Origin of the sequence: Microbulbifer guangxiensis, assembly GCF_021729075.1 — a bacterium.
GTDB classification, from domain to species: Bacteria; Pseudomonadota; Gammaproteobacteria; order Pseudomonadales; family Cellvibrionaceae; genus Microbulbifer; species Microbulbifer guangxiensis.
In genome coordinates, this window is the sequence record NZ_JAJSAQ010000002.1 from 430424 (window position 1) to 448193 (window position 17770).

The window sequence follows — 17770 nt, forward strand, 5'->3', positions numbered from 1 at the left end:
CAGAATCAAGATCTGCTCAGCTGCAATCTGGCCGTGCGACGCTCACCGGGCGACAGATGCCAACGATTGGCAAAGGCGTTGCCGTGTTCGACACAGACAAATTCCCGGTAGTGATCGCCCACATCGGCCAGGGTGGCGGCCAGCGCCTGCCCCGGGTTCCAGGTAATGACCGTATCGCAGTTTTCACTGCTCGTTTCGATCGGGTCGGCTGTTTCTATAAGCTGACGGGAGGGCGCATTTTCGAATACCCGATCCACCTCGGCGGGAAAAGTCTGCCGGCCATCCAGTCTGGCCCGGGCCAGACCGCGGGTATTGTCCAGATACTCCCCACCCTCGAGCCCCGACACTTCGATAGCCCTCACATCGTCGACGGTGAAATAGGTATGCCATGCCCAGCCATAGTCGGCGGCAGCCGCTCCAAGGTGGTGCAGCTCCAGCTCAAGCCGCAAATCCTTGCCAAGGATCATGGTGTAGCGGCACTCGAAATCAGACGCGAACAGAGCGTCGGCGCTGTGCCGATAAGTAAATACAAGCTTCACCTCACCACCCGGCAATACCCCGGCATGTTCAAGCTGCCACGGCCGGCTGCGCACCAGACCGTGCTTGGGCCTGTTCCCGTCCGGGTGAATCCCAAACCATGGCAGGCACAATGGAATCCCGCCTCGAACGGCTTTCCCGGGCTGGAAGTCCGCCAGAGGGCTCAGCCAGAGCATCGCTTGCCCACCATGCCCCTGGAATTCCAGCAGCTGCGCGCCCTGCTCTGCAATGACAGCGCGGCAGAGCGATGTCTCGACGACGATCAGTGAAAGACCGGGCTTGCCATACAGGGCACCACTGTCGATGTGCTGGATCGCATCCGCATACACGCTTTCAGTCATTCCTTTTCTCCACCTTACTTAAATGGGCCAGTGATGCCGCATTGGCCTCCCACTGCTGGCCATCGAATGGCTCGATACGGATCCCTGCCGGCACCTTATCGAGGCAGCGCAAGTTGATACTGTAACCATCCGGGTTTGAACGGGGCACGTAGAAAGACTTCACACCACAGTGGCGACAGAAGGAATGTCTGGCCACACCGGTATTAAACGTATAACTGCTCAGGTCATCTTCTCCCTGAAGCAGGTCGAAGTTCTCCTGCGCAACGATCAGATGCTGAAAGCCGAGCATCCGGCAAATAGAACAGTTGCACTCATAGGCCACAGGCGCTGCGCCCGCGTCAGTTTCAATGGTTGCGAGGAAGCGCACGGCTCCGCAGTGGCAGCCGCCCCGGAGAGGCCATTCAGTTCGATTCATCACGCGCTTTCCCATCAGCCAGACCGAACAGGGGCCGCCCCCAGAGCAAGGTCATGACAGCCAGCGCCAACAGCAGATGGAACCAGTTCATGCGTGCCAGTCCCAGTAGTTTGGAAGGCCCGGTGCCAACCACCGTGGAGGCGATGATCACCAGTACCGGGCCCAGGGCCAGTAACAGCGCCTCCCCCCGGCCGAGACGGTGTCCGCGTAAACGCGCCAGTAATGCCACCGCCAGCCAGCCGGCAAGGCCGATGCTGGACCAGAGGGAGGTGACCGCTGCGGCCGGCATCAAACCCGACTCCATCGCGCCCAGTGCCGAGCCAACCAGCAGCACCAGCGCCACGTACGCAGGAGCACGGCTCTGCCGGCCAAAACCCGGGGCGAAATAGGTCCACAACAGCGATATCCCGATACTGGGAAAAGTGAGCAAGCCGGACAGGCGCGACAGCGCCCGGTGCAGTTCTGTCACCTGCGGATCGACGCCGTAACGGTAGGCACCGACAAATGCCGCCAGTGCGAGGCAGAGGCAACCGGCAACGACCAGCAACGCAGGTGACTGGGAGCGCTCCCGGGCCAGATACCAGTATTGATTCGCAACCAGTAGCGCTGCGAGCGCCAGCAGGACTTCCGCCAGCCAGTAACTGCTGCCCAAGGAGGCCTCCCTGTCGTCAGGATCAGTTTCTTATTGGATTGAGCACGATGATAACTGAAGTGAACAGGAGGTCACAGCCGGGGCTTTTTACGGGTTTGAGGAGACCAAAAAAAGAAATGCCCCGGAGGTCCGGGGCATTCTGTTGGGAGGCAGATTTAGCATCCGCCAATCAAGAGTCGCCCCCCTGATAGAGGGGCGAGGGCCATCAGAAGTCCATACCGACAGACAGCTGAACACGGCGCGGTGCGTAGTAGCTGCGCGGCTCACCGTAGTCAGCGGCAACCGCGTACGGCTGGATGTTGAAACCAGTCTGGTTGTCAAACAGGTTGAACAGATCCGCACGGAACTTCAGCGTGTAGTCCTGGTAAACATTCCAGTTCTGGGTGTAGCTCAGGTCCATCTGCCAGTGGCTCGGGCTGCGACGGCTGCCCGCTTTCTCGGCGTAACGGTTGGTTCCGGAGGAATAACCGTAGATGGATCCATCCCAGGTTTCCCAGGGCTGACCAGACTGATACACCAGGTAGGCACCAACGTTGGCATTCCAGTCCAGGGTGTAACGGCCGAACATCTTCAGCAGGTGCGGCTTGTCACCGGCCAGTGTACCTTCCTTGTTATCCCAGATCTGACGACCTTTACCATCCGCCACGTAAGAGGAACCAATAAAGGTGTTGGCGTCATTGGTGTAAGTGGTGTTGTCCTGGTCGAAGTTACCGGAGTAACGGCTGCGCGTGTAGGACGCGTTCAGGTAGGTGCGCTCACCTTCCCAGGAAGCCTCCATGCTGAACTCCCAGTACTTGGTGTAGGCATCATCCAGCTCGGCGATCACGTAAGTGGAACCGCTACCGATCTGATCCAGCATTTCGGACAGGTTATCGATATAGGGACCCTTGGCCGCGATATCATCCGGTACACACTGATCCAGGTCCGGGCCGTAACAACCGTATTCGCGCGACCAGTTCCAGGTGTCCTCCCAGAAGTGGGAGCCCTCGCGGTAGCGGACGTGAGAGCGCAGGCTGATGCCATTGTCGAACTCTTTAGTCGTACCCAGGGTGAGTTCGTCTACACGACGCGGATCCAGGTCATCGGCAAACAGCTTACCGGAGGAGCCTTCACGGGGCTCAGAGCTGATGAAGTTGCCATTCTGGTCCCAGTAGACGTCCAGTGTCGCACGGCTGTTGCGATCCCAGGACGCTGCACGGGCCAGGGAGCTGGCGGCCGGGTTGTACTGGGCAAAGTTGGCAAACACAGTGTCCTGGCCGTTGTATGCCCAGCTAACGCCGAGACGCGGCTGGATCATATCCTTCCAGTCCACCTTGTACATTTCGTACTTGTTGCCCGGCGCCTCTACGTAGCCCGACAGGGTATCGGCTTCACGCAGACCCTGACCATACAGGGTGTCCTGGCTGATCAGGAAGCCCACATCAAAGACGAAGTCGCCCCAGCTGATGGAGTCATTGATCTCGAAGTTCTGCGTCTCGGTGTAGGAACGAATCGAAGGTACACGGGTACCGTCTTCGGAAATCAGGCTCATCTGTTCGGTGCGGCCGATAAACCAGGCATTGTCCGGGGCGTTGGCATCTTCAGCGCCGTTGATCACGCTGATGGAGCCCCAGCCATTGGACAGGCGCGCCAGATCTTCTTCACCCTCGGACCACTGGTAACCGATGTGGAACTCGTGGGTGGTTGAGCCCCACTCCAGGGTGTGGTCCAGTGCCATCTCGAAGCTGGTGCGGTAGAAGTTCTGGACGTTGACCAGAGAGTAGGCACCAACACCACCACTGCCGATACGCTCGCCCGCGTCATTCACGTAGCCATACTGATCGATGAACGGCTGTACGAAATCGTTCCAGGCCTGATCATCGGTGCGGGTATTGGGCACATTGAAGTAGCCCATCTGGTCCAGGTTGGCCAGGTCCAGAGACTGTCCGTAAGCGGGGGTTACACCCAGCATGTTGTCCGGCAGGCTCGCAGTTTCCAGGGCGTAATCGCTGAGCTGGAAGGTGAACGTGGTGTCGTCGTTGATCAGCCAGGAGCCATCCACGGTCAGGATATCCTGCCCGGATTCAGAGCCTACGGAGACGGAATCTGCCTCGTTATAAGAAACAGAAGCACCCTCGCCCACTCGCTCGGATGTGCGGTAGCCAACGTTGAGCAGCACTTCGTCGATCGGAGCCCAGGTCAGCTTGCCGTAGTACTCGTCGCGCTCGCTCACATAGTCCTTGGCCGGACCGTAAGCGGTTTCCTTGCTCTGCTGCTCAGCACGGGGACCGTAATACGAGCCATAGAAGAACAGCTGGTCCTCGATGATCGGACCACCCATGTTGGCAGTCATCCAGCTCTGGTCCAGCTGGGAACGAGTGCCCGCCTCGGTCTCGCCACGCATTCCCTTGTTCTGGAACTTGTACTCGACACTACCGGTATATTCGTTGGTGCCGGCCTTACTCTTGGAGTTGACGGTGATACCACCAGAACGGTTGAAGCCAACCGCACGGGAACCGCCACGCTCTACGGAGAACTGCTCAACGTCCTGGCTGGACGGTTCGGCGGAGAGAGTACCGAACATCGGCAGGGTTACGTTTACACCGTCAAACTTGTAGACGTTGTCCTGACCACTACCACCGGCACTGGGGCCACGCACGGAGTTCTGGGTGTACTGGACACCGGGGGCCAGCTTGATCAGGTCACGGTAGTCCTGACCGATCGGCAGTCCTTTGATGACGTCTGCGCCGATGGCATCGGACAGAGAGGAGTTACCACCCACGGTAATCACCTGACCAGTTACCACCACCTGCTCGAGCTCACCCTGCACCTCTGGTGACAGGTTCACATCCACCACAGTCATCTGATCCAGCAGTACCTCTGCCTGTACAGTGCGGGTAGTGCCATCATCAGCAGTGAATGTCAGGTTGTAGAGACCCGGAATGAGAGCCGGCAGTTTGAATTCACCGTCAGCATCAGTGGTTGCGGTACGGGACCGCGGCATCACCTTACTGGTAGCCTTTACGGTTACGCCGGCGCCTTCGACACCTTTATCGAGGAATACCTGGCCCTCAATAGTGCCGACCTGCTGTGCCATTACGGTGGCGGAGAAGAGTGTACCTGCGGCAACGACAGCAGCACGGGTGAGCGAGCCCACGCCGGCGACTGATTTGCTCAGTTTCTTTTGTTGGAACATGAGAAAGTCTCCCAGACAGTTTTTGTATTTATCCTGCTGGAGCGAATACCTCTCGCCCCCAATACTTGGCCCAGCTAGCGTCGATGGCTGTAGTCGCCTGTACTGACATGGGTTCCCGACCCCATTGTCGAGCCTGTACCCCTCTCTCAGGCTCTGTCACCACAAGCAAAATACTTTATGTGCTGGATTATTTTTATAAGGAATATCTTATTCCTCGCCAGCATTGTGCGAAAAAAATTCCCGCGCGGCGAGAGCTAGATCATAAAAATTTCAAAAAAATATCACCGAAATACATAAATGTCAGGAGCAGCTGAACAGAAAACAACCAAAAGGTTATTTCCGGACAAGCTTTGTAACGATTTGTCGCCTTATCCCGAGGATTTTTGCGCGAGATATTCGCGCCATTCAGGCCTCTCAGGAATAATTCCGCGGTTGAAATGCATGCATGTTGATCACATACCAACCAATACGCCCATTTTCCATCCGCATTAAGCCGGTGCATTGCGCGTTAGACGACAGGAATTACGCGCCATCTCAGTGCACACGGAATAAATCCCTGATCACCGCCTGGCTACATGAGGCCAACCCGGACGATGGTATCCCCGCCACCCTCACAGTAACCATCCCCGGATATAAAAAAACCCGGCAATGCCGGGTTTTTTCGAAGCGCGGCGAATTTCGTCGCACTCCTGGATCGGGTCGGGGAAGTTACTCCTCGCCGGAGGACTTCTCTTCCGCCTGCTCGGCCTGATCCGCTTTCGCTTCCTTGATGGACAGCTTGATGCGGCCACGCTGGTCGACGTCCAGTACCTTCACGAACACCTTCTGGCCTTCGCTCAGGTAATCGGTCACCGCGTTGACCCGCTCTTCAGCGATCTGGGAGATATGCACCAGACCGTCTTTGCCCGGCAGGAAGTTCACGAATGCACCGAAGTCGACGATACGCACGACGGTACCCTCGTAGATGGCACCGATCTCGGCTTCCGCAGTGATCTCCTCGATGCGGGTTACCGCCGCTTCCAGGCTCTCACCGTCCTCACCGAAGACCTTCACAGTGCCGTCGTCCTCGATATCGATGGACGCACCGGTTTCTTCAGTAATGGAACGGATGGTCGCACCGCCCTTGCCGATCACGTCGCGGATCTTGTCCGGGTGGATCTTCAGGGTAGCGTAGCGCGGGGCGTTCTCGTTCACGGTTGCGCGGGACTCACCGATGACCTTGTTCATCTCTGCGAGGATATGCAAGCGCGCGTGCAGAGCCTGCTCCAGCGCAGTTTCCATGATCTCTTCGGTAATACCCTCGATCTTGATATCCATCTGCAGCGCGGTCACACCGGAGGCGGTACCCGCTACTTTGAAGTCCATGTCGCCGAGGTGATCTTCGTCACCCAGGATATCGGTCAGGACCGCGTATCCGTCCTCTTCCTTCACCAGGCCCATGGCGATACCGGCAACCGGCGCCTTCAGCGGCACACCGGCATCCATCAGCGCCAGGCTGGAACCACAGACGGAAGCCATGGAGCTGGAACCGTTGGATTCAGTGATCTCGGAAACCACACGCAGGGTGTACGGGAAGCTCTCCGGATCCGGCAGTACAGCGGCAATACCGCGACGCGCCAGACGGCCGTGGCCGATCTCACGACGACCGGTAGCGCCGACACGACCCGCCTCACCCACAGAGTAGGGAGGGAAGTTGTAGTGCAGCATGAAGTAGTCTTTGCGCTCACCTTCCAGGGCGTCAATGATCTGCGCATCGCGGGTCGCACCGAGGGTGGAAACGACCAGCGCCTGGGTTTCACCACGGGTAAACAGTGCGGAACCGTGGCCTTTCGGCAGCACGCCAACTTCTACGCTGATCGGGCGCACGGTCTTGGTGTCGCGACCATCAATACGGGGCTCACCACGAACCACAGCGCCACGAACGGTTTTCTTTTCCAGCTTGCCGAAGTAGCTCTTGACGGTACCTTCGTCCACTTCTTCGGTAGCCAGCGCTTCAGCGGCTTCGTTGCGCAGCTCGCTCAGGCGAGTGGTACGCTTCTGCTTGTCGGTGATCTTGTAGGCTTCAGCCACTTTGGCGCCGAACTGGCTTTCCAGGGCGGACTTCAGCTCTTCGTTGACCGCTTCCGGCTGCCAGTCCCAGGTGGGCTTGCCCGCTTCGGCTTTCAGCTCTTCACAGACTTTAACGACCGCCTGCATTTCCTGGTGGGCGAACAGTACCGCGCCCAGCATGATGTCTTCCGGCAGCTCCTTGGCCTCGGATTCCACCATCAGAACCGCGTCCTTGGTGCCGGCTACGACCATGTCCAGCTCGGAGTTCTTCAGCGCGCTGTAAGTCGGGTTCAGCAGGTAGCCGTCTTCCTGGGTGTAGCCCACGCGCGCAGCGCCGATCGGGCCACCGAACGGGATACCGGACACGGACAGTGCCGCAGAAGTGCCGATCATGCCGGCGATATCCGGATCCACATCCTTCTCGGCGGACAGCACAGTGATCATCACCTGAACTTCGTTCATGAAGCCATTGGGGAACAGCGGGCGGATCGGGCGATCGATCAGACGGGAAGTCAGGGTTTCTTTTTCGGAAGGACGGCCTTCACGCTTGAAGAAGCCGCCGGGAATTTTGCCGGCCGCATAGGCCTTTTCCTGATAATGCACGGACAGCGGGAAGAAGCCCTGATCCGGCTTGGCTTCCTTGGCACCGACAACGGTACACAGCACCACGGTTTCACCCATGGTCACCAGCGCCGCACCAGTGGCCTGGCGTGCGATACGGCCAGTCTCGATGGTGACTTGCTGATTTCCGTACTGGAAAGTTTTGCTTACTGGATTCACTAGTATTTTCCTATTTCCTCACGGTTACTGGCCCATTCCAGCAACCCCTACAGTATTCCCGCAGGCACGTTTGTACTTCTCTTGATCAACGAACCTGAGGGTGACGCCGAAGCGCCTTTACCGGCCGAAGCCGGTGATGCGGCTGGAAAGGTTTGATGACTGCGGTCGCTGCCCGACCTCTGTTCCCATCATCCGTGGCAGCGAGCCCATCACTTTCCAGGCTGCAATTAGAAGAATGCCCGCCAGAGGCGGGCATTCAGGAGTCTTAGCGACGCAGGCCGAGCTTGGCGATCAGCTGTGCGTAACGGTTCAGATCCTTTTTCTTCAGGTAGTCCAGCAGCTTGCGACGCTGGTTTACCATGCGGATCAGGCCACGACGGGAGTGGTGATCCTGCTTGTGCGCAGAGAAGTGGCTCTGCAGCTTGTTGATGTTGGCAGTCAGCAGGGCTACCTGGACTTCCGGAGAACCGGTATCGCCTTCAGACTGGCCGTGCTCTTTCAGGATGGCTGCTTTCTCATTTGCAGACAGTGCCATAACGAATTACCTCGTCGTAATATGCTTTGAAGATTCGGCTGGCCCGTGCATATTTACAGACCAGCTAACGCTTTATTTCCCGGCCGAGGACGGCCGGGACGTACCTTGCATCACACCAGTGGTGCAAGGTACGCGGAGCAATTTCGGACATGTGCCGAAATTGCGTATTGAAAAAAGGCAGGGAATGCCTTTTTCAATAATCCATGACAGCAGCCGTCCCGGCTAATTTAAATCGTCGCCCTGCCCGGAGCGGCGCAGATGCGCGGATCTGCTTGCCCCGGGCGGGCTCGCGCCGGCAGTTGCCGGCGGGCGGCAAATCCATGTGCCACCTCCCTTCGATCAACATCAGTTGACCGCATGGTCAGCTTAGCTGCCGCTTACCAGACGCCGGGGGGCGACCCGCCCGTCGTCAGTAATCTCTCCTACGCCCAGAAATTCACCACTTTCCAGGAAGAGGCGCACCATATCACCTTCTTGGCCGATACGGTAGACCTGCAAATCCATCACCGGTTGGCCCTGACGCACATAGTAACCGGAGTCCTCCGGCAGGGTCAGCTTGGGCAGCCCGGAGGCCGGGGCGTCCATCGGCAGCAGGTGATGGTCCAGCACTTCCGCCCGGTCCTCTCCGCGCTCAGCGGTCAGCTCATCCAGTGTCAGCGCGTCTGCCTCGACGAAGGGGCCTGCGGCGCTGCGGTGCAGCTTCTCCACATACGCACCGACGCCAAGGGCGGCGCCCAGGTCTTCTGCCAGGCTGCGCACGTAGGTGCCCTTGGTGCAGTGAATCTCCACTTCCGCCCGCGGTTGGCGGCCGGGAGTAAAGCTCAGCAACTCGTATTCGTAGATCTCGACCTCACGGGCCTCACGCTCCACCTCGACGCCCTGGCGCGCCAGCTTATAGAGGGGCTGGCCCTTGTGCTTGAGGGCGGAGTACATGGACGGCACCTGGCTGATCCGGCCGCGGAACTGCGCCATGGCCTCGAGCACGGCGTCCTCGGTCAGGTCAGAGGCATCGCTGGTCGCGATCACATTGCCATCGGCGTCGCCGCTGTCCGTAGCCATGCCAAAGCAGAAGGTGCTGCGGTAGCGCTTGTCCGCGTCCAGCAGGTACTGGGAGAACTTGGTCGCCTCGCCAAAACAGATCGGCAGCACGCCGGTGGCAAGGGGATCCAGTGCCCCGGTATGGCCGGCGCGGTTGGCGAAAAACAGTCGTTTGGCTTTCTGCAGGGCGTCGTTGGCAGTGATGCCGGAGGGCTTGTTGAGCAACAGCACCCCGTTCACCGGCCGGCCCCATTTCGGTCTGCGGCCCATGCTTACTCTTTGTCGTCGCCGTCGTCGCTGGACTGGTGGGAACGATCCGCCTTGACCGCCTTGTCGATCAGGGCTGACAGTTTCTGGCCGCGTACGGATGTCTCGTCATAGCGGAATTGCAGACGGGGCACGCTGCGCATCTGGATGGCACGGGCCAGCTGGCTGCGCAGGAAGCCCGCGGCACGGTTGAGCACTTCCATGGAAGTGTTGATCTTGGCCGGATCGTCTTCACCGACCAGGGTGACAAACACCTTGGCCGAAGTCAGGTCCCGGCTGACTTCCACGTCGTTGACATTGACCATGCCGACGCGGGGGTCGCGCACTTCCATCTGGATAAGCTGAGCCAGCTCACGGCGCATGGCGTCGGCTACACGGTCGGCGCGGTGGAATTCTCTTGCCATCTGTTACCTGTATCGAATGGCGGTTGGCAATCGCGCCGCGGCCGGGGGCCGCAGCGCGACGATGATTGACCCGAGTTTAGAGTTCGCGGGCAACCTTGACGATATCGTAGACCTCAATCTGGTCTCCGGGCTTGACGTCGTTGTAGTCCTTCACGCCAATACCACATTCCATGCCGTTGCGGACTTCCTGCACGTCATCCTTGAAGCGACGCAGGGACTCCAGTTCGCCCTGGTAGATCACCACGTTGTCGCGCAGAACACGGATCGGCTTGTTGCGGTACACGGTGCCCTCGGTGACCATACAGCCAGCAATGGCGCCGAACTTCGGCGAGCGGAACACGTCGCGCACTTCGGCGATACCGACGATCTCCTCGCGCACTTCCGGTTCCAGCATGCCAGACAGTGCCTGCTTCACTTCGTCCAGCAGGTTGTAGATCACGCTGTAGTAGCGGATTTCCACACTCTCAGTCTCAGCCAGCTTGCGTGCAGCGACATCAGCACGGGTGTTGAAGCCCATGACAATGGCACCGGAAGTCAGGGCCAGGTTGATGTCGTTCTCGGCAATACCGCCGACACCACTGGACACCACATTGACCGATACCTCTTCGTTGCCGATATCGGCCAGCGCGGACAGGATCGCTTCCAGGGAACCGCGCACGTCGGCCTTGATGACCACCGGCAGTACCTTGCGCTCACCGGCTTCCATATCGGCAAACATGTTCTCGAGCTTGGCCGCCTGCTGGCGCTGCATACGCTCGCGGCGCTCTTTCTCGGCGCGCTGCTCGGCCACTTCACGGGCCTTGCGCTCGTCGGCGACAACCATGAACTCGTCACCGGCATTCGGGGTGCTGTCCAGACCCAGCAACTCCACCGGAGTGGAGGGGCCAGCTTCCTTGACGCTTTTGCCCAGCTCGTTGGTCATGGCCCGCACGCGGCCGTAGCTCTGACCGGCCAGGACGATATCGCCACGCTTCAGCTCACCGCTCTGGACCAGCAGGGTTGCAACCACGCCGCGGCCTTTTTCCAGGCGCGCTTCGATCACCACGCCGCGAGCCGGCACACCGACTTCGGCCTTGAGCTCGAGCATTTCCGCCTGCAGGGAGACGGCCTCCAGCAGTTCATCGATGCCCTGGCCGGTATGGGCAGACACTTCGATGAACTGAGTGTCACCGCCCCAGTCCTCGGGGATCACTTCTTTGGCGGCCAGTTCGTTCTTCACACGATCCGGGTCAGCCGCTTCCTTATCGCACTTGTTGATCGCCACGACCAGCGGTACACCGGCGGCCTTGGCGTGCTGGATGGCTTCCTCGGTCTGCGGCATCACGCCATCGTCTGCTGCAACAACCAGGATCACCACGTCGGTGGCCTGGGCACCGCGGGCGCGCATGGCGGTAAACGCGGCGTGACCCGGGGTATCCAGGAAGGCGACCTCGCCCTGGCTGGTTTTCACACGGTAGGCCCCGATGTGCTGGGTAATACCACCAGCCTCACCTGAGGCCACCTTGGTCTCGCGGATGTAATCCAGCAGGGAGGTCTTACCGTGGTCGACGTGGCCCATCACGGTCACCACCGGCGCACGGGATACTTCCTCACCCTTCACCTGCTGCACCTGAGCTACCAGGCTCTCTTCCAGCTCGTTCTCGGAGCGCAGCACGACTTTGTGCCCCAGCTCCTCGACGATCAGGCTGGCGGTGTCGCGGTCGATACTCTGGTTGATGGTGACCATCTCGCCCATTTTCATCAGGCGCTTGATCAGCTCACCAGCCTTCATGTTCAGCTGCTTGGCCAGTTCGCCTACGGTGATGGTTTCGCCTATCTGTACTTCGTACACCTGCTTTCCTGTCGGCTTCTTGAAGCCGTGTGTGTTCTTGATTTTCAGCGTAGGACGAGACAGGGAGCGCGTACTGCGTTTTTCGGCTTCATCATCCTCAAACGCCTCCAGCGCCTGCTCATAGAGCGCGGTCTTGCTGGACTTCTTGGGGCCACCCTTGGGTGCCTTGCGCCCACGGCGCTTGCGTGGCTCTTCGTCATCTTCCTTCTCGACGGAAATCGTTTCCATCTTGCGACGCAGGGAGGGCTTCTCTGCCGCAGCCTTCTTGGCCTTCTCTTCGCGCTCCTCTTCGGCGCGCTTGCGCTCCTCTTCGAGGCGGGCCTTCTTCTCCTGAAGCTCCTTCTCGTCTTCCTCATCCTGCTTCTTGCGACGCTCCATGGCGGCAATGCGCATGGCTTCGATGTCGTCGACGTAGGTGGAGCGCGCGGGGGCAGCTGGCTGCTCTGGGGCAGCTGCTTCGTCGGCCTTTTCTTCGGCGGGCGCCTCGGCAGCAGTTGCCTCAGGTTCTTCCGCCTGCTGCGCAGCCTCGGCTGCGGCCTTGGCTTCGGCTTCCTCACGAGCGGCCCTGGCTTCGGCTTCGGCGCGAGCACGCTCGGCCTCGGCCTGCTCGGCACGGGCCTTCTCCAGCTCGGCCTGCTCGGCGAGCGCACGGTCCAGTTCAGCCTGGGTGGGCTCCGGGGCCGCGGTCTCCGAATCGGGGCGCTTCACGTAAGTCCGCTTCTTGCGCACTTCCACGTTCACGGTTTTACGGCCGGTGCCAGAGCCGGTTTTCAGCGTGGTCGTGGTCTTGCGCTTGAGGGTGATCTTGCGCGGAGCAGCACTCTTCTCCCCGTGACTGCTTTTCAGGAAGTTGAGCAGGACCTGTTTCTCTTCATCCGACACCACCGCATCTGCAGAGGTATGGGGCAAACCCGCTTCCTTCATCTGCTTGAGCAGACGCTCCTCGGTGGCACCAACCGATTTGGCGAGTTCGCTAACTGTTACTTCGGCCATTCTCTCTCCTAAAAGTCACTTGGTCGGAGGTAATTATCTATTTCATTGGCGCATCTCTGCGCTTATGCCTGTTCGCCGGCATCGTCTGCAAACCAGGGCTCGCGCGCTTTCATGATCAGCGCAGCGGCACGCTCCTGGTCGACACCGTCGATTTCCAGCAGGTCATCGACCGCCTGTTCGGCGAGGTCTTCCATGGAGGCGATTCCACGGCTGGCCAGCTGGTAGGCCAGCTGCCGATCCATGCCTTCCATGTTCAGCAGGTCTTCCTGCGGTTCTGAGGCATCCAGCTGCTCCTCGGAGGCCAGCGCCTGGGTCAGCAGGGCATCCTTGGCGCGGGCGCGGAGTTCTTCGGCGATTTCTTCGTCGAAGCCTTCGATGCCCAGCATTTCTTCCAGCGGTACGTAGGCCACTTCCTCAAGCGTGGTAAAGCCTTCGTCCACCAGCACGCCAGCGACATCTTCATCGATATCCAGGCGCTCCATAAAGGTTTCCATGATGGTGCTGGACTCGGCTTCCTGCTTGCTCTGCCACTCGTCGATACTCATCACGTTGATCTGCCACTGAGTCAGCTCGGACGCGAGGCGCACGTTCTGGCCGCTGCGGCCGATGGCCATGGCGAGGTTCTCTTCCGCCACGGCGACGTCCATGGAGCCGGCATCCTCGTCGACAACGATGGACTCAATCTCCGCCGGGGCCATGGCGTTGATGACAAACTGGGCCGGGTTATCGTCCCACAGCACGATATCGACACGCTCACCGGACAGCTCGTTGGAAACCGCCTGCACGCGCGCACCGCGCATACCCACACAGGCACCCACCGGATCGATACGACCGTCGTTGGTGGTCACGGCAATCTTGGCGCGCAGGCCCGGATCGCGGGCAGCGCCCTTGATCTCGATGACTTCTTCGGCGATTTCCGGCACTTCAATGCGGAACAGCTCGATCAGCATCTCCGGACAGGAGCGGCTAAGCATCAATTGCGGACCGCGGGCCTCCGGCTGGATCTCCAGCAGAATGGCGCGCACACGGTCACCCATGCGGAAAATTTCACGGCCGACCAGCTGGTCGCGAGGCAGCCGCGCCTCGGCATTGTTGCCCAGGTCTACGGCGATAAAGTCACGTGTCACCTTCTTGACGGTGCCGCTCACCAGATCGCCAACGCGATCGCGATACTCGTCGACCACCTTGGCGCGCTCGGCTTCACGCACCTTCTGCACGATGACCTGCTTGGCGGTCTGGGCAGCAATGCGGCCGAACTCGACGTTCTCCACCTGCTCGCGATAGACGTCGCCGGCCTTCAGGTCGGCATCCTTCTCGTGCGCCTCTTCGAGGGTGAACTGGGTACCCAGCTCTGCCAGGGTGTCGTCGTCCACGACTTCCCAGCTGCGGAAGGTCTCGTAGTCACCGGTGCGGCGATCGATGATCACCTCGATGGTGGAATCCTCGTCGTAGCGCTTCTTGGTGGCTGTTGCCAAAGCCGCCTCGATCGCCTGGAAAATAATTTCCCGGTCAACGCCCTTCTCGTTGGAAACCGCCTCGGCTACCAGCAAGATCTCTTTGTTCATGCAGCTGCCTCTTTCAAAAACGCTACTAAAGCTGTTTCAACCGCGCCTAAGCCGGCTGTCACTTGAACTGTGGAATGATGTTCGCCCGCTCGATACTGTCGATGGGCAAAAGATATTCATTTTCGTCGTCGATGCGCAGGACCACTTCCTCACCTTCCACACCGGCGAGCAGGCCGCGCCACTTGCGCTGCCCCTCCAGCGGCATGCGCAGGCGCACTTCGATCTGGTGACCGACAAAGCGCTGGTACTGGTCGAGGCGGTACAGGGGGCGGTCCATTCCCGGCGAGGACACCTCCAGGGTGTACTTGCCGGTGATCGGATCTTCCACGTCCATCACCGCACTCACCTGACGGCTGACCTTCTCGCAGTCCTCCACCGTCACGCCGTCCTCGCCGTCGATGTAGATCCGCAGCAACGCGTTGCGACCGTGGGTCTGGTATTCGATCCCCCACAGCTCACAACCCAGCGAGGCCACTACGGGCGCCAGGAGTTCTTCCAGCTGTTCGCGCTTGCTCGTCATTTCCGTCACCACAAACAAAAAATGGGCTGGGAAGCCCGCACCACGGTCCGAATGACAAACCGCGGCGCCTACTTCCGGCCCATTCGGAAACCGTATCCTGCAGATACGAAAAAGCCCCTGACAGGGGCTTCTAACGCGCACCTGCGCCTGTACGCAGATGCAGAATTTGGTAGCGGGGGCAGGATTTGAACCTACGACCTTCGGGTTATGAGCCCGACGAGCTACCAGGCTGCTCCACCCCGCATCAACTCTCTGGGTAGCGAAATCTGGTTGCCTTCGCTCCCCTGCAGTGGGTTGCCCCAACTGCTCAAGAGGCTGCGCATTCTAGGGGGCTGGTCCGATTCAGTCAAGCCATGCCTGGCATTTAATTTAACACCAGCCCCGCGACCCAGCCTTAATTATAGAAACAAACCCGCGCATCGCACGCAGTATTCGCCGGCGCCTCCCGCTCGCCAGGGCTGGATATGAGGGAGCGAAACCCGGCTAGTGTTAACAGTCATCATTTTCAGCAGGCACTCTAGCCCCTGACACCCGATTACAAGGCATGTCGCGCCACCAACTCGCTGAACTGACCGAGGAGCCGCAGGAACTGAATCGGGTAAAGGAGGCCGGACCTGAATATGGTAGCCGCGGCCGGATTGGAACTGCCGACCTTCGCCCGGCTATGCCGACCAGAGGTAAAAAGGGAGACCGACTCGTCGGGCATCTAGCTTTGAACCACTGGCGGAAGAATTTGGTAGCGGGGGCCGGATATACACCGACGACCTTCGAGCGGCTGCGCCCAACTCAGGTGGAGAGCGAGCCCGACTTGTCGGGCCCTGCCTACGGAGTCGCAGGTCTTGAATTTGGTAGCGGGGGCCGGATTTGAACCGACGACCTTCGGGTTATGAGCCCGACGAGCTACCAGGCTGCTCCACCCCGCATCAACTCTGCCAACGAGCCCTGGTAAAGCATCGCTGACTGGCGCCGGATAACCGTGCACCGAAGAGGCTGCGCATTCTAGGGATGCCGCAGTCCGAAGTCCAGAGCGCATCGCAATTTTTTCTCCCCCACTAATTCCCGATCAGTGGAAGCCCCTTAGACATTCTCACATTAGGTGAGAGGCATAAAAAAACCGCTGGAATACCAGCGGTTTTTCCCTACCGAAACCCGGAAGTTTCAGGCCGCGCAAATGCGCTGCAGCTGATAAGCGACCGGCCCGAGGGCTTCCTGCATGGCGAGCTTCAGCCCTTCCAGGTACTCCCGCTGGGTCCCCCACCAGTTCACACCTACTGAACGGCCCCGGTAGACCGTGCTCTCGGCAGACACCCGGTTGGTCACAGAGAGTACCACCACGGCAGATTTTGAGGACGCAAGCTTGTGCACGTACGCACGCTTGACCACAACCTGCAGCTCACTTTCACTCTGGGCTTCGGTAATTTCCGGGCCCACACCCTGGAGCACCTCCAATGCCAAAGAGCGAACGACCTGGTTACCGATATCGGTGAGTGGCGCCGACTTGACGCTCTCATCAGTGACCGAGATCGTGGCCGGGCACTCACGGCTCTTCGCACTGATCCCATCGTCCGCAGACAGCAGCGGCAGGGGTCCCTCTCCAATCACCGTGTTGCTCACTTTCGTGGCACAGCCGGCAGTCGCCGACAGCGCCACGAACAACAAAGCCAGCGCTCCATTTCTGCTCATCAGAACACATTGCCAAAGGTGGTATAGACAGGCGCATCACGATGCTTGGACAACAACATGCCATTTGGCTGGCGGGTTATGACCATGCCATCGTCGAGCTCTTCAAGCACTTGCGGAACCTTAGCGTGCTTGCGCTTTTCACCCTCAGCCAGTTCTGGCAGTGGGTATTCGCCAATCAGGTCCTTGATCACCATGCTGGCCAGCAGTGACGGCGCAGCCTGGACTTCCTGGCGTAACAGAGCGCCGTCATTTGCGAGCCAGACACTGCCATTGGGATTATAGCCGGGCACAGAGAGAGTCTTCTTATCGAGCTTGGACAGGGCCTTGTTCTTGTACTTCTGGTTGCGAGCCCTGGTATTTTTGCCCACATCTTCACCCGTCGGGTAACGCTCCTCGAGGGCCAGACGCTCTGCCTCTTTTTCACTCTCGGTCAGGCGACGGATGCTGCCGTTGTGTGGGTATGACTGCACGGTAGCCGTATTACTGTAGATCGGCTTGGACTTGGACTTGCCACTATTGCGGACTGCGTCCCGGTCATACAGCGCGTAAGCCGCAACGAATTCAACCACCTCGGTGCCAGGCTTGAGGCTATAGTGAGTGTCGACCATCAGGACGAGGTCTTCATCGGCACCCAGGACATATTCTTCCGGCTTTTTCCCCGACTCCAGCTGCTCCATGACCGGGTTGATCTCGGCAACCCAATCGATGCGCGCAGAGTTTTCGGCCAGCTGGTTATAAACCAAGGAACGCACGTCCAGATCCAGCAGCGCGTTGCGGAAAGGTTCCACCATCTGCTCGGCCTCCTGGGCGCGGGAATTATTCACTGAGGCGTCGACGGCAGAGCCTACCAGTGCCCCCACAAGGCCAAACTGTGCCCCGGCAGAGCTGCCACTATTGGAGGGGACAAACTCCTTGACCATTTCCTCCTGCGAGACCTGGGAAACCAATCGCATGGACTGCTTTCCCTGCACCACCTTCGAATCAA

Annotated in this window: 13 protein-coding genes and 2 tRNA genes; all 15 read right to left on the reverse strand. The window is 59.5% G+C overall.

Translation table 11 applies throughout. The features are described 5' to 3' along the window. Positions 1-5: 5 nt before the first annotated feature. Positions 6-878, reverse strand: a complete 873-nt coding sequence (locus LVD12_RS06090) for a D-hexose-6-phosphate mutarotase (protein WP_237066485.1) — start codon at positions 876-878, stop codon at positions 6-8. Further along, positions 871-1293, reverse strand: coding sequence for a GFA family protein (locus LVD12_RS06095; protein WP_237066487.1), 423 nt, complete (start codon positions 1291-1293; stop codon positions 871-873). The genes LVD12_RS06090 and LVD12_RS06095 overlap by 8 nt, the downstream gene beginning before the upstream one ends. Next, positions 1280-1945 (reverse strand): hypothetical protein, encoded by a 666-nt coding sequence (locus LVD12_RS06100; RefSeq protein ID WP_237066489.1) that lies wholly within the window; start codon positions 1943-1945, stop codon positions 1280-1282. Before LVD12_RS06100 ends, LVD12_RS06095 begins: the two co-directional genes overlap by 14 nt. A gap of 205 nt (positions 1946-2150) precedes the next feature. Beyond that, complete coding sequence (locus LVD12_RS06105; RefSeq protein ID WP_237066492.1) at positions 2151-5120, reverse strand: carboxypeptidase regulatory-like domain-containing protein; 2970 nt, start codon at positions 5118-5120, stop codon at positions 2151-2153. 708 nt (positions 5121-5828) lie between these two features. Further along, positions 5829-7949, reverse strand: coding sequence for a polyribonucleotide nucleotidyltransferase (gene pnp / locus LVD12_RS06110; RefSeq protein WP_237066494.1), 2121 nt, complete (start codon positions 7947-7949; stop codon positions 5829-5831). 265 nt (positions 7950-8214) lie between these two features. Continuing rightward, the gene (gene rpsO, locus LVD12_RS06115; RefSeq protein WP_237066496.1) at positions 8215-8484 is read right to left on the reverse strand and encodes a 30S ribosomal protein S15; all 270 of its coding nucleotides are present in this window, start codon (positions 8482-8484) and stop codon (positions 8215-8217) included. A 366-nt stretch (positions 8485-8850) separates the two neighbouring features. After that, positions 8851-9792 (reverse strand): tRNA pseudouridine(55) synthase TruB, encoded by a 942-nt coding sequence (gene truB, locus LVD12_RS06120; protein ID WP_237066498.1) that lies wholly within the window; start codon positions 9790-9792, stop codon positions 8851-8853. A 2-nt stretch (positions 9793-9794) separates the two neighbouring features. After that, entirely contained in the window at positions 9795-10193 is a 399-nt protein-coding gene (gene rbfA, locus LVD12_RS06125; protein ID WP_237066500.1) for a 30S ribosome-binding factor RbfA, read from the reverse strand. Positions 10194-10269: 76 nt separating this feature from the next. Continuing rightward, the gene (gene infB / locus LVD12_RS06130; RefSeq protein ID WP_237066502.1) at positions 10270-13017 is read right to left on the reverse strand and encodes a translation initiation factor IF-2; all 2748 of its coding nucleotides are present in this window, start codon (positions 13015-13017) and stop codon (positions 10270-10272) included. Between the two features lie 62 nt (positions 13018-13079). Continuing rightward, positions 13080-14582: a transcription termination factor NusA gene (gene nusA, locus LVD12_RS06135; protein WP_237066504.1), complete on the reverse strand. Its 1503-nt coding sequence runs from the start codon at positions 14580-14582 to the stop codon at positions 13080-13082. Positions 14583-14640: 58 nt separating this feature from the next. Continuing rightward, positions 14641-15102 carry a ribosome maturation factor RimP gene (rimP, locus tag LVD12_RS06140; RefSeq protein WP_237066506.1) on the reverse strand — a complete coding sequence of 154 codons (462 nt, stop codon included), beginning with the start codon at positions 15100-15102 and terminating at the stop codon, positions 14641-14643. A gap of 167 nt (positions 15103-15269) precedes the next feature. Further along, positions 15270-15346 (reverse strand) — tRNA-Met (locus LVD12_RS06145). Positions 15347-15948: 602 nt separating this feature from the next. Then, positions 15949-16025, reverse strand: a tRNA-Met gene (locus LVD12_RS06150). Positions 16026-16260: 235 nt separating this feature from the next. Then, positions 16261-16785, reverse strand: a complete 525-nt coding sequence (locus LVD12_RS06155; RefSeq protein ID WP_237066508.1) for a hypothetical protein — start codon at positions 16783-16785, stop codon at positions 16261-16263. Beyond that, positions 16785-17738 carry a hypothetical protein gene (locus tag LVD12_RS06160; RefSeq protein WP_237066511.1) on the reverse strand — a complete coding sequence of 318 codons (954 nt, stop codon included), beginning with the start codon at positions 17736-17738 and terminating at the stop codon, positions 16785-16787. Before LVD12_RS06160 ends, LVD12_RS06155 begins: the two co-directional genes overlap by 1 nt. Between the last annotated feature and the right edge of the window lie 32 nt (positions 17739-17770).